The organism is Streptomyces sp. CAI-85, assembly GCF_013363615.1.
In the GTDB taxonomy this organism is placed as follows: Bacteria; Actinomycetota; Actinomycetes; order Streptomycetales; family Streptomycetaceae; genus Streptomyces; species Streptomyces antibioticus_B.
In genome coordinates, this window is the sequence record NZ_JAANNX010000048.1 from 26,989 (window position 1) to 39,190 (window position 12,202).

Annotated in this window: 11 protein-coding genes; 2 read left to right on the forward strand and 9 right to left on the reverse strand. The window is 72.6% G+C overall.

The genetic code is table 11. The features are described 5' to 3' along the window. The first annotated feature begins 5 nt into the window (after positions 1–5). Positions 6–209, forward strand: a complete 204-nt coding sequence (locus G6W55_RS29830; protein ID WP_175523867.1) for a DUF1918 domain-containing protein — start codon at positions 6–8, stop codon at positions 207–209. Between the two features lie 22 nt (positions 210–231). On the opposite strand, the gene G6W55_RS29835 is transcribed toward G6W55_RS29830, so the two are convergent. After that, positions 232–1,455, reverse strand: coding sequence for a glycoside hydrolase family 10 protein (locus G6W55_RS29835; protein WP_175523868.1), 1,224 nt, complete (start codon positions 1,453–1,455; stop codon positions 232–234). Positions 1,456–1,638: 183 nt separating this feature from the next. Between G6W55_RS29835 and G6W55_RS29840 the strand changes: the two genes are divergently transcribed. Beyond that, positions 1,639–2,511 carry a 3-hydroxybutyryl-CoA dehydrogenase gene (locus G6W55_RS29840; protein WP_030786140.1) on the forward strand — a complete coding sequence of 291 codons (873 nt, stop codon included), beginning with the start codon at positions 1,639–1,641 and terminating at the stop codon, positions 2,509–2,511. Positions 2,512–2,572: 61 nt separating this feature from the next. On the opposite strand, the gene G6W55_RS29845 is transcribed toward G6W55_RS29840, so the two are convergent. From G6W55_RS29845 to rplT, 8 genes are all read right to left on the reverse strand, one after another. Then, on the reverse strand, positions 2,573–3,109 hold the full coding sequence (locus tag G6W55_RS29845) for an NUDIX hydrolase (protein ID WP_175523869.1): 537 nt from the start codon (positions 3,107–3,109) through the stop codon (positions 2,573–2,575). Positions 3,110–3,170: 61 nt separating this feature from the next. After that, positions 3,171–4,511, reverse strand: coding sequence for a transcriptional regulator (locus G6W55_RS29850; protein ID WP_085208320.1), 1,341 nt, complete (start codon positions 4,509–4,511; stop codon positions 3,171–3,173). A 214-nt stretch (positions 4,512–4,725) separates the two neighbouring features. Beyond that, the gene (locus G6W55_RS29855; RefSeq protein WP_175523870.1) at positions 4,726–5,751 is read right to left on the reverse strand and encodes a PP2C family protein-serine/threonine phosphatase; all 1,026 of its coding nucleotides are present in this window, start codon (positions 5,749–5,751) and stop codon (positions 4,726–4,728) included. A 178-nt stretch (positions 5,752–5,929) separates the two neighbouring features. After that, positions 5,930–8,443 (reverse strand): phenylalanine--tRNA ligase subunit beta, encoded by a 2,514-nt coding sequence (gene pheT / locus G6W55_RS29860; protein ID WP_175523871.1) that lies wholly within the window; start codon positions 8,441–8,443, stop codon positions 5,930–5,932. Next, complete coding sequence (gene pheS / locus G6W55_RS29865) at positions 8,443–9,564, reverse strand: phenylalanine--tRNA ligase subunit alpha (RefSeq protein ID WP_175523872.1); 1,122 nt, start codon at positions 9,562–9,564, stop codon at positions 8,443–8,445. The genes pheT and pheS overlap by 1 nt, the downstream gene beginning before the upstream one ends. Positions 9,565–9,726: 162 nt before the next feature. Next, positions 9,727–10,842, reverse strand: coding sequence for an ATP-binding protein (locus G6W55_RS29870; protein WP_175523873.1), 1,116 nt, complete (start codon positions 10,840–10,842; stop codon positions 9,727–9,729). A gap of 54 nt (positions 10,843–10,896) precedes the next feature. Then, complete coding sequence (locus tag G6W55_RS29875; protein ID WP_175523874.1) at positions 10,897–11,748, reverse strand: RNA methyltransferase; 852 nt, start codon at positions 11,746–11,748, stop codon at positions 10,897–10,899. Between the two features lie 194 nt (positions 11,749–11,942). Then, a partial coding sequence (gene rplT, locus G6W55_RS29880) for a 50S ribosomal protein L20 (RefSeq protein WP_175523875.1) occupies positions 11,943–12,202 on the reverse strand: 260 nt, incomplete at its 5' end.

Below are 12,202 nucleotides of genomic sequence, written 5' to 3' on the forward strand. Positions count from 1 at the left end.
CACAGATGCGTGCCACCAGGGGCGACCAGTTTGTCCAGCACGGCAGGGTGGTCGGCCAGCACGACAAGGTCGGCGAGATCGTCGAGGTACTGGGCCGGGACGGCAACCCGCCGTACCGGGTCCGCTTCCAGGACGGGCACGAGGGGCTGTGCTCCCCCGGCCCCGACACCGAGATCCGCCACCGCACCACGACCGAGGAATCGCGCTAGCGCGGGACCGGCCCTCCAGGGGTCAGGCAGGGGGTTTCGCCGGCTGCTTGTAGTGGTCGGCGACGACCCGTGCCATCGCCCCGATCCGGTTCGCCTTGACGTCCTTGGCGGCGAAGAGGACGTGCCCGCGCGCCGCCGGGTACTTCTTGGCGAGGGTCAGATGACGGCTCAGCTCGGCCGCGTCCTGCCAGGCCGCGGCCTGCGCCGGGTCGCCCGCCCGGTAGAGCGCCTCGCCGAGGTAGAGACGGGTCCGGCTGCCCTGGGCGACCTCCGCCCACCAGGGCACCAACTTGGCGTAGTCGGCGGCGGAGTTGCCGATGTGCCAGTACAACTGCGGGACCACGTAGTCGATCCAGCCCTCCTTCACCCACTTCCGGGTGTCGGCGTGGATGTCGTCGTACGACTGGAGCGCCCGGGTGTCCGAACCCCGGGAGTCGCTGGAGGCGTTGCGCCACACCCCGAAGGGGCTGATCCCGAACTGGGTGCCGGGCCGCACCGACTTGATCCGGGCGGCCGTCTCCAGCACCAGTTGGTCGATGTTGTCCCGCCGCCACGCGGCCCGGGTGGAGAAGGCGCCGCCGTAGGTGTCGTACGCCGCCTCGTCGTCGAAGGTCTGGCCGGCCACCGGATAGGGGTAGAAGTAGTCGTCGAAGTGGACGGCGTCGACCGGGTACTTCTTCACCGCGTCCATCATCGCGTCCTGGACGAACGCACGGACTTTCGGCAGCCCGGGGTTGTAGTAGAGCTTCCCGCCGTACGACACCACCCAGCCCGGGTTCTTGCGCGCCGGGTGGGAGGCGACCAGGCGGGTGGGGTCGGTGTGGGTGGCGATCCGGTACGGGTTGAACCAGGCGTGCAGTTCCAGGCCCCGGGCGTGCGCCTCGGTGACGGCGGTGCCCAGCGGGTCCCAGCCCGGCGCCTTGCCCTGGGTGCCGGTGAGGACCTGCGACCAGGGCTCGTAGGAGGAGGGCCACAGCGCGTCGGCCGTGGGCCGCACCTGGAAGAAGACCGCGTTCAGCTTGTTGCGCACCGCCAGGTCCAGCCAGCCGATCAGCTCGGCGCGCTGCGCGGCGGCGGACAGCCCGGTGCGCGAGGGCCAGTCACGGTTGGCGACGGTCGCCAGCCACATGCCGCGCATCTCGCCGGACGCCCGGTGCCCGCCCCGCCGGGGAGCGGCCGTCGCGCCCGTCGTGGTGAACGCCGACACCGCGGCCAGCGCGAAGGCCCGCCGGGTCAGTCGCCCCATCACACACCCCCATCACAGCGTGGATCCGCTCGGTCACGGATCGTCTCCGCGCACAGCATGCACCCACCCCGGTGATCGATCATCGATACTTGCTAGTAACGTGCACGATCGGAGCAGGCCGTCCGGGACCCGGCAGCGCCTGTCCCGGGCATCAGAGCGTCAGCGCCAGTGAAGGGGACGACTGTGACGGACATCCCGGCCGGAGACATTGCACGCGTCGGAGTGGTGGGCTGCGGCCAGATGGGGGCGGGCATCGCCGAGGTCTGCGCGCGCGCCGGACTCGACGTCAAGGTCGCCGAGACCACCGGCGAGGCCCTGGAGATCGGCCGTACCCGGCTGTTCAACTCCCTGGCCAAGGCCGCCGAGCGCGGCAAGATCAGCGCCGAGGAGCGCGACGCGACGCTGGCGAACCTCAGCTTCACCACGGACCTCGGCGAGTTCGCCGACCGCGATCTGGTGATCGAGGCCGTCGTGGAGAACGAGCAGGTCAAGACGGAGATCTTCCAGGTCCTCGACCAGGTGGTGACCCGCCCGGACGCGATCCTGGCCTCCAACACCTCCTCCATCCCGCTGGTGAAGCTGGCGGTCGCCACCTCGCGGCCCGACCAGGTCGTCGGCGTCCACTTCTTCAACCCGGCGCCCGTACAGAAGCTCGTCGAGCTGATCCCGGCGCTGACCACCTCCGAGGGCACGCTCTCCCGGGCCCAGCTCTTCGCCGAGAAGGTGCTCGGCAAGCACGCGATCCGCGCCCAGGACCGCTCCGGCTTCGTGGTGAACGCGCTGCTGATCCCCTACCTGCTCTCCGCGATCCGGATGTTCGAGACGGGCATCGCCAGCCGCGAGGACATCGACAACGGCATGGAGATGGGCTGCGCCCACCCGATGGGCCCGCTGAAGCTGTCCGACCTGATCGGCCTGGACACCGTCGCCTCCGTCGCGCAGTCGATGTACGACGAGTACAAGGAGCCCCTGTACGCCGCTCCCCCGCTGCTCCAGCGCATGGTCGACGCGGGCCGCCTGGGCCGCAAGACGGGCTCGGGCTTCTACACGTACTGATCCCGGCACACCTGGCAGTCACGGGCCCGGCGCTCCCTGGAGCGCCGGGCCCGCGCGCTTCTCAGGTCTCGGTGTGCCTGAGGTGGTGCAGGAGCATTAACGCGGCCGCCATGTTGGCGGCCGGGACCTCCCCGCGGGCGACCAGGTCCGGGACGACCTTGAGGGGGACCCATTCACGGCGGTCCGACTCGAAGTCGTCCACGGGGTGTCCGACGTACTCGCCTCGGTCCGCCCAGTAGATGTGGTGGACGGCGTCGGTGAGGCCGTTGGACGGCTCCACGCTCATCAGGTGGTGCAGGGGCCCCGGCCGCCAGCCGGTCTCCTCCTCCAGTTCCCGGGCGGCCGCGCGGGTGACGTCCTCGCCGTCCTCGACGACCCCCGCCGCCAGCTCCCAGCCCCAACTGTCGGTGATGAAGCGGTGGCGCCACAGAAGCAGGACCTCGTTCGCCTCGTTGACGACCGTGGCGACGGCGACCGGCCGCAGCCGTATGAGGAAGTGGTCGAGATGCCGGCCGTCGGGCAGCTCCACATCGGCCAGGTTGACGCTGAACCAGCGGTTCTCATACACAGTTTGTTCGTTCTGTTTCGTCCACTGCACGGTTCTGCCACCTTCCGTCGAGTCAGGGGCAATATCGCAGCAGGGACTGGGGCGCGCGGTGCTACAGCGGTACGCGCAGCGCCCCGTCGATGAGTTCGGCGGCCTCGGCCGTGCCCGCGCCGCCGCTGCGGACGAGGTGCTCGCGCACCGCCCGCAGCCGGTCGCGCAGCCGCTGGGACTCCATCCCCCGCGCCTGCTCCGCCATCCGCACCGCGGTGACCACCGCCCGGTCCGCGTCGCCCTGCCGCAGTTCGATGGTGCTGAGCATGGCGAGCCGGTGCACCCGGCCCCGGTCGTGCGCCGGGGTGTCGACGGCGGCCAGCGCGTGCTCCGCGGCCGCGTCGATCTCACCGAGGCTCAGCAGCGCCTCCGCCACCTGCACATTGACCAGCCCCGGCTGCACATAGCCGGTCTCGTCGGGCTCCGTCCCGCGCCGGATGCGCTCGGCGGCCGTCTCCGCCCGCCGGATGCAGGACAGCGCGCTGGTGCCGTCGCCGAGGTGGGCGTACGCCTTGGCCTGCATCGCGTACAGATCGGAGGCGAGCGCCGGGGTGATGTGCCGGCCCGCGGCCCGCAGCGCGGCCTCCGCGAAGGCGACGGCCTGCCGGTACTCCCGCATGAACAGAGACTGGTTGACCAGCAGCGCGATCACATAGGCGCCGAGTCCCCGGTCGCCGCTGGCCTTCGCCAGCCGCAGCGCCTGGTGGAAGTAGCGCTGGGCGAGCCCGTGCGCGTCCGAGTCGTAGGCGCAGATGCCCGCCACCGCCACCAACCCGCCGGTGGCGCGGTGCAGTTGACGCCCCGTCTCGTCGGTGTAGCTGCCGCGCAGCAGCGGCGCCGCCTCGGCGTTGAGGAAACCGACGATCCGGCTGCGGGTCGCGATGCCGCCGGCCTTGCGGTAGAGCTGCTCGTAGTGCGTGCGGGCGGCGCGCAGCATCTCTATGTCGGCGGAGGTCACCCGGTGCGGGCCGCCGCGCGAGACGTCCACGTCCTCCGGCGGGTTCTCCCACTCCCACACGGGCATCACCGCGGGCGTCCCGGTCACGGCGGGGGCGCCCAGGAGGTGCGGGCGCTGCTGCTCGTCCGAGCGCCACAGCGCGGTGGCCCGCTCCACGAAGCCGGACAGAGAGGTGCCGTGCGGGGCGGACGGCTCGCCCGGTACGCCGAGCCCGATGTCGTCCAGGGTGACCGGCCGGTGCAGCCGCCCGGCGAGGACCTCGCAGATCAGGTCGGGCACCTGGCCGCGCGGCCGCTGGCCCTTCAGCCAGCGGGCGACCGCCGTGTGCTCGTAGCGCAGGGCGAGGCCCCGGGCCCTTCCGGCCTGGTTGACATGGGCGGCGAGGCCCGCGTGCGAGACGCCCGCCTCGTCCAGGATCGCGTCGAGCAGAGTGTTGGGCTGCATTGGGTGCCCCCCGGTACCTCGGTGCGGCCAGAGTAGTGGGTGCGGATTCACACGGGGTGTGAACGGAGTGCGCGTATCCGAGGGGTGCGCGCGCTGTCGCTGAGCGTTTCCGGCCGGTTGACTGAAATGCCTCGAAAGAGGTTCGCCGGGCCGTCGGCTCCCCCTCATAAAGCGACGGCCCGGCGTTGTACCGCGTCCGGTGCCCGCCAGGGGTTCATGACGCGGCGGTTCCGGTCATGTCGCCGTCCCGGGCGCCCAGGGCGGCGCGTTCCCGGCCGTTCTGGAGGACCAGCAGGGCGACGTCGTCCGCCGGTCTGCCCGCGGTGTGGCGCAGCAGGGCGGCCAGGACGGCGTGCAGCAGATGCCGTGCCGGGAGGACCGGGCGGTGGCGTACGGCGTCCGCGAGGGCCGTCGGCAGCGGGAAGAAGCGGCCGCGCGCGTCCCGGGCCTCCGCCGCGCCGTCCGTGAACAGGACCAGGGACTCGCCGCGCGACAGCGGTCCGCAGGGGACGGCGGTCAGGTCGGGCGGCAACGGGAAGGGGCCGAGCGGCGGCAGCGGATCGGCCCGGGCCAGGGGTTCCACGCGCGGGCCGCGCAGCAGATACGGCCAGGGGTGCCCGCAGTTCAGGGCGCGCACGGCGCCGTCCCGGGCGATCTCCAGCAGCAGGACGGTGACGAACTCCTCGGCGACCGGGGTGTCCGTGCCGTCCCGGGCGCCCTCGCGCAGATGGCGGGCGAGGGCCCGGTCCAGGCGGCGCAGGACGAGCCCGAGGTCGGCCTCGTCGTGCGCGGCCTCGCGGAAGCTGCCGAGGACGGCGGCGACGGTGCTCAGGGCGGACAGCCCGTGACCGCGCACGTCCCCCATCACGACCCGCACGCCGTGCTCGGTGGCGACGACCTCGTACAGATCGCCGCCGACGGTGGCGCCGCGGTCGGCGGAGAGCCGGGCGACGGCCACGTCCAGTCCGCCGACGCGCGGCGGGAGCGGCCGCAGCACGGCGCTCTGGGCGGCTCCGGCGACCCGGCGGGCCTGCCGCAGCTCGCGCAGCAGGGTGCGCCGCACCTGGACGACCAGTCCGGTGCCGACGGCGAAGAAGACGGCGCTGGTGACGATCCTGGCGCCGAGACCCTGCTGCTGGGCGGGCGGACAGGTCAGTTTGTAGGTGACCGCCAGGGCACCCCAGGCCGTGGGCAGTCCCAGCGAGACGGCCCGGCGCAGCGGTCGCCTGATGCCGAACATGGTCGTCTGGCCCCCTATCCAGGCCCGCAGAGCCCGTTCGGGCAGCCCATCCAGGCCCGCACACAGCGGAATCGGACCGGCCCCGAGAGGCCGGTCCGATTCTGTCGGGGTGCGGGCCCCTGGGGGCCGGTGCCCCCGGATTGCCACTCGGACGAGTGACGAAACCCGGGGGTGGGCGTCAGCCTCGCAGCACCGCCCCGGTGCGCTCGCCCGCGAGGGCGACCGCCGCGTCCCGGGCGGCCGACGCCTCGTCGACCGTCAGGGTGCGGTCGGCGGCGCGGAAGCGCAGGGCGTAGGCGAGGGAGGTGCGGCCCTCGCCGAGCTGGTCGTCGTTGACGTACACGTCGAACAGCCGGATGCCTTCGAGGAGTTCACCGGCGCCCTCGCGCAGCGCGGCCTCGACGTCGGCGTGCGGCACGAAGGAGTCGACGACGAGCGCGACGTCCTGCGTGGCGACGGGGAAGGTGGAGATGCTCGGCGCCTGCGGGGTGTCGTCGCCGACCGCTTCCAGGACGTCGAGGTTCAGCTCCGCCGCACAGGTGCGGGCGGGCAGCCCGAGCGCCTTCACGACGCGCGGGTGCAGCTCGCCCGCGTGTCCGACGACGCGCTCCGTGCCGTCCACGAGGACCGCGAACTCGGCGCAGCGGCCCGGGTGCCAGGGACCGTACTGGCCCCGGCGGACGAGGAGTTCGGCACCGGCCTCGCGGGCCACCGCGCGGCCCGCCTCGACGGCGTCGGCCCAGTCGGCCGGGCGGCCCTTGCCCCACCAGCCGGCCTGCTCGCGGGCGCCCGCGAGGACGACGGCGACATGGCGCGGCTGCTCGGGCAGCACCGCGTCGAGCGCGGCCAGCTCCGCGTCGGTCGGGCGGCGGTCGACCGGAAGATGCCCGGCGACCCCGGCGCCCTCGCGCGGGTGGAAGACCAGCCCGGTCTCGAAGAGCGCCAGGTCGTGCGTGCCCCGGCCGTCGTTGCGGCGGAGCGCGGCCAGCAGGCCCGGCAGCAGCGTCGTACGGAGCGCGGGCTCCTCGTCGTTGAGCGGGTTGGTGAGCTTCACGACGCGGCGGGCCGGGTCGTCGGCGTCCAGACCGAGCTGGTCGAAGACGCCCTCGCCGATGAACGGGTAGTTCGGCGCCTCGACGTAGCCGGCGCCGGCCAGGGCGCGGCCGACGCGGCGGTGCAGCCGCTGGCGGGAGGTGAGGCCGCGGCCCGCGGGGGGCTTGGGCAGCGTGGAGGGCAGGTTCTCGTAGCCCTCCAGGCGGATGACCTCCTCCGCCAGGTCGTTGATCTCGGTGAGGTCGGGCCGCCAGGACGGGACGGTGACGATCAGCTCGTCCTGTCCGTAGACGTCGCAGCCGATCTCCTGGAGACGGCGGACGACGGTCTCGCGGCCGTAGTGCACACCGGCGACCTTGTCCGGGTGGTCCGCCGGGAGGGCGATGGTGTGCGGGCCGGACGGGGTGGTGACCTCGGTGACGCCCGCCTCGGCGGTGCCGCCGGCCAGGAGCACCAGCAGGTCGACCGTGCGCTGCGCGGCGGCCGCGGCGGCGGCCGGGTCGACGCCGCGCTCGAAGCGCCGGGACGCCTCGGAGGACAGCTTGTGCCGGCGGGCCGTGCGCGCGATGGACACCGCGTCGAAGTGCGCGGCCTCGACGACCACGTCGGTGGTCGAGTTCTCCGGGTCGTCGTGGTCGGCGATCTCGGTGTCGGCGCCGCCCATGACTCCGGCGAGGCCGATGGGGCCGCGGTCGTCGGTGATGACGAGGTCCTCGGCGTGCAGCTTCCGGGTGACCCCGTCCAGGGTGACGATCTGCTCGCCCTCCCCGGCCCGGCGGACGCCGATGGTGCCCCGGACGCGCGCGCGGTCGTAGGCGTGCAGCGGCTGGCCCAGTTCCGTCATCACGTAGTTGGTGACGTCGACGGCAAGGGAGATCGGCCGCATGCCGACCTTCTGGAGCCGGCGCTTGAGCCAGATCGGCGAGCGCGCCTCGGGGCTGAGCCCGGTGACGGTGCGGGCGGTGAAGCGGTCGCAGCCCAGCGGCTCGGAGACCTGCACCGGGTAGCCGAAGGCGTTCGGCGCCGGTACGTCGATCAGGGCGGGGTCGCGCAGCGGCAGACCGTAGGCGATGGCGGCCTCGCGGGCCACGCCGCGGATGGACAGGCAGTCGCCGCGGTTGGCGGTGACGGCGATGTCGAGGACCTCGTCGACCAGTTCCAGCAGCTCGATGGCGTCCTTGCCGACCTCGGTCTCGGGCGGCAGCACGATGATGCCCTTGGTGCCGTCGTCGCCCATGCCCAGCTCGTCGCTGGAGCAGATCATGCCGTGGGAGGTCTTGCCGTACGTCTTGCGGGCGGCGATCGCGAAGCCGCCGGGCAGGACGGCGCCCGGCAGGACGACGACGACCTTGTCGCCGACGGCGAAGTTGCGGGCGCCGCACACGATCTCCTGCGGCTCACCCGTGCCGTTGGCGGTACCGACGTCGACGGTGCAGAAGCGGATCGGCTTCTTGAAGCCCTCCAGCTCCTCGATGCTCAGCACCTGGCCCACGACGAGCGGGCCCTTCAGATCGGCTCCGAGGTGCTCGACGGTCTCGACCTCGAGGCCGGCCGACACCAGCTTGGCCTGCACGTCACGGCCGGTCTCGGTGGCCGGCAGGTCGACGTACTCCCGCAGCCAGGAAAGCGGGACCCGCATCAGATCTCCATCCCGAACGGCCGAGTGAACCGGACGTCACCCTCGACCATGTCTCGCATGTCTTCGACGTTGTGGCGGAACATCAGCATCCGCTCGATGCCGAACCCGAAGGCGAACCCGCTGTACTTCTCCGGGTCGACGCCGCAGGCGGTCAGCACCTTGGGGTTGACCATGCCGCAGCCGCCCAGCTCGATCCAGCCCTCGCTGGAGCAGGTGCGGCAGGGGCGGTCGGGGTTGCCGACGGACTCGCCGCGGCACACGTAGCACACCATGTCCATCTCGGCGGACGGCTCGGTGAAGGGGAAGAAGTTCGGCCGCAGCCGGGTCTTCATGCCCTCGCCGAACAGCGACTGGACCATGTGGTCCAGGGTGCCCTTGAGGTCGGCCATGGTCAGGCCCTCGTCCACCGCGAGCAGCTCGACCTGGTGGAAGACGGGGGTGTGCGTGGCGTCCAGCTCGTCGGTGCGGTACACCCGGCCGGGGCAGATCACGTACACCGGCAGCTCGCGGCCGAGCAGGGAACGGATCTGGACCGGCGAGGTGTGGGTGCGCAGTACGACACCGGACTCGGTGCCGCCCTCGGGGCCCTGCACGAAGAAGGTGTCGGCCTCGCCGCGGGCCGGGTGGTCCGGGCCGATGTTGAGGGCGTCGAAGTTGAACCACTCGGCCTCGGCCTGCGGGCCCTCGGCGACCTCGTAGCCCATGGCCACGAAGACGTCCTCGATGCGCTCGGAGAGCGTGGTGAGCGGGTGGCGGGCGCCCGCCTGGACCCGGTCGTACGGCAGGGTGACGTCCACCGCCTCCTCGACCAGCACCCGGGCGTCGCGCTCGGCCTCCAGCTCCTCCTGGCGGCCGGCGAGGGCCTTGTTCACCGCGCCGCGGGCCTGGCCGACCAGCTTGCCGGCGGCCGCCTTGGCGTGCGGGGGCAGGGCGCCGATCTCGCGGTTGGCGAGCGCCAGCGGCGAGGTGCCGCCGGTGTGGGCGACCTTGGCCTCCTGGAGCGCGTCGAGGGAGTCCGCGGCGGCGAAGGCGGCGAGCGCCTCGTCCCGCATGCGCTCGATCTCTTCCGGTTTCAACGCCTCGACCTCGACAGGGTCGTACGACTTATTCGGTGCCGACATCTCTTCCCGTGCTTCCGATTGTCCCCCAGCTACCGCTGGGAGGTGCCCTCTGCTGAAGGTCCCCGTCACCGGCTCGTGGACAGTGCGTCTTGGTTTTCGGGACACAAAGGTGCCAAAGGCCGAGTCTAACGGGGTTGGGGTGGCCGAAGAGCCCGCGGGCCGTCAGGCGAGATACGCCGGGGCGCCCACGGGCAACGTAAATCGAAACTCGGCGCCGCCGCCGGGGGCGCGGCCGACCGTGATGGTGCCGCCGTGGGCCTCGACGATGCCCTTGACGATGTACAGCCCGAGGCCGGTGCCGCCGCGCTTGCTGCCCCGCCAGAAGCGGGTGAAGACGCGGTTCATGGACTCCTCCGGGATGCCGGCGCCCTCGTCGCTCACGGTCACCGAGGTGGCGACGTCCTCCCCCTCTCGGGGGGACGCCGAGGGCGTGACGTCAATGGTGACGGTTCCCTCGCCGTGGCGCACCGCATTTTCCAGCAGGTTGCTGAGCACCTGGTCGACCTTGTCGGGGTCGGCCCACAGGTCGGGCAGCGGCTGCTCGATCCGGAGCAGGAACCGGTCGGCGGGCTGGCCCGAGGCGACGTACGCCTGGATGTGGCGCCCGACGGCGGCCCCTATGTCGACGGGCTGGCGCCGCACTTCCAGGCGCCCGGAGTCGATCCGGGAGATGTCGAGGAGTTCGGCGATGAGCCGGGTGACGCGGTCGGCGTCGGCGTCGACGGTCTCCAGCATCAGCCGCTTCTGGTCGTCGGTGAAGCGTTCCCACTTGGCGAGCAGGGTGGCGGTGAAGCCCTTGACGGAGGTGAGCGGCGAGCGCAGTTCGTGCGCGACGGTGGCGATCAGCTCGGCGTGGCTGCGCTCGGTGCGGCGGCGGGCCTCGGTGTCGCGCAGCGAGACGACCACGCGCCGGACCGGGCCGGTGGGCGCGGTGCGGACGTAGCGCACGGAGACGAGGACCTCACGGCCGCCGGGCAGCAGCAGATTGCGCTCGGGCTGGCCGGTGCGGATGGCGAGGCCGCCGTAGGGGTCGGTGAGCTGCCACCAGCGGCGCCCTTCGAGGTCCTCCAGCGGCAGCGCCTTGTCCAGCCGCTGTCCGAGGGCCTCCGCGGCGGACACGGCGGTGATGCGCGCGGCGGCCGCGTTGAAGCAGACGATGTGGCCCTGCCCGTCGGCGACGACGAGCCCGTCGGGCAGGTCGTCGGGGTCGATGCCGAGTTCGGCGAGGTCACCGGCCGGTCGGGCCGCTCCCGGTGCGCTGCTCGTGCCGACACTCATCCCCGTACCCCACCTCCCATCCCGTACGGACGAGGCCCAGGGCACGTCACCCTACTAGCTCTCGGTGACGGAGCGGCACCCTCCGGAGGCGCGCTGTGCACGGGCCGATGCGTAGAGACATACGGCGGCGGCGGTCGCCAGGTTCAGGCTCTCGGCCTTTCCGTGGATCGGGACGCGGACGACGGCGTCGGCGAGGGCGCGGGTCTCCTCGGGGAGCCCCCATGCCTCGTTGCCGAACACCCAGGCGGTGGGGCCGCCCATGGTGCCCTTGTCCAGCTCGGCGTCGAGGTCGTCGGTGCCGGCGCCGTCGGCGGCGAGGATGCGCACCCCGGCGTCACGCAGCCCGGCCACGGCCTGTTCGACGGGGACGCCGACGGCGACGGGCAGATGGAACAGCGAACCGACGGAGGCGCGTACGGCCTTGGGGTTGTACAGGTCCACGGAGGCGTCGGTCAGCACGACGGCCTCGGCGCCGGCGGCGTCGGCGCACCGCAGGACGGTCCCGGCGTTCCCGGGGTCGCGCACGTGCGCCAGCACGGCGACCAGCCTGGGCCGGGCGGCGAGGACGTCCTCGAACGGCGAGTCGACGAACCGGCACACCCCGACGAGCCCCTGCGGGGTGACGGTGGTGGAGATGTCGGCGATGACGTCCTCGGCGGCGAGATGCACCCGGGCCCCGGCCGCGCGCGCCTCCCCGACGATGTCGGCGTACCGCTCCGCGGCCTCGACGGTGGCGAACAGCTCCACCAGGGTGTCCCCGCCGTGCCCGGTCGCCTCCCGCACGGCCTGCGGCCCCTCGGCGAGAAACAGCCGCTCCTTGCTCCGGAAATTCCGCCGAGCGAGCCGCCGCGCGGCAGAGACCCGGGGAGAACGGGGAGAGATCAGCTCGGGGCTGGCAGGGGGCATGGTCGGATTCACCTCAGTATGTGTGCAGCTCGCATGGGAGCGGGGGGACTGCACCCCCCAGGGGCGCGGGGAACTGCGCGACCAGCCCCCACGGCCCGCACCCGAACGACTACCCATCAGGTCAGCAGCAAAGGACCCGCAGGCTCAGTCACCTGCGGGTCCTTCAGTCACGTCGGCTCAAAGCCAGCGCAGCGTCACGCGGCCTTGGGCGCGTTGACGTCCGCCGGCAGCGCCTTCTGCGCGACCTCGACGAGCGCGGCGAACGCACCCGCGTCGTTGACGGCCAGCTCGGCCAGGATCTTGCGGTCGACCTCGACGTTCGCGGCCTTCAGACCCTGGATGAAGCGGTTGTACGTGATGCCGTTGGCGCGGGCGGCCGCGTTGATGCGCTGGATCCAGAGCTGACGGAAGTCGCCCTTGCGCTTCTTGCGGTCGTTGTAGTTGTAGACCAGCG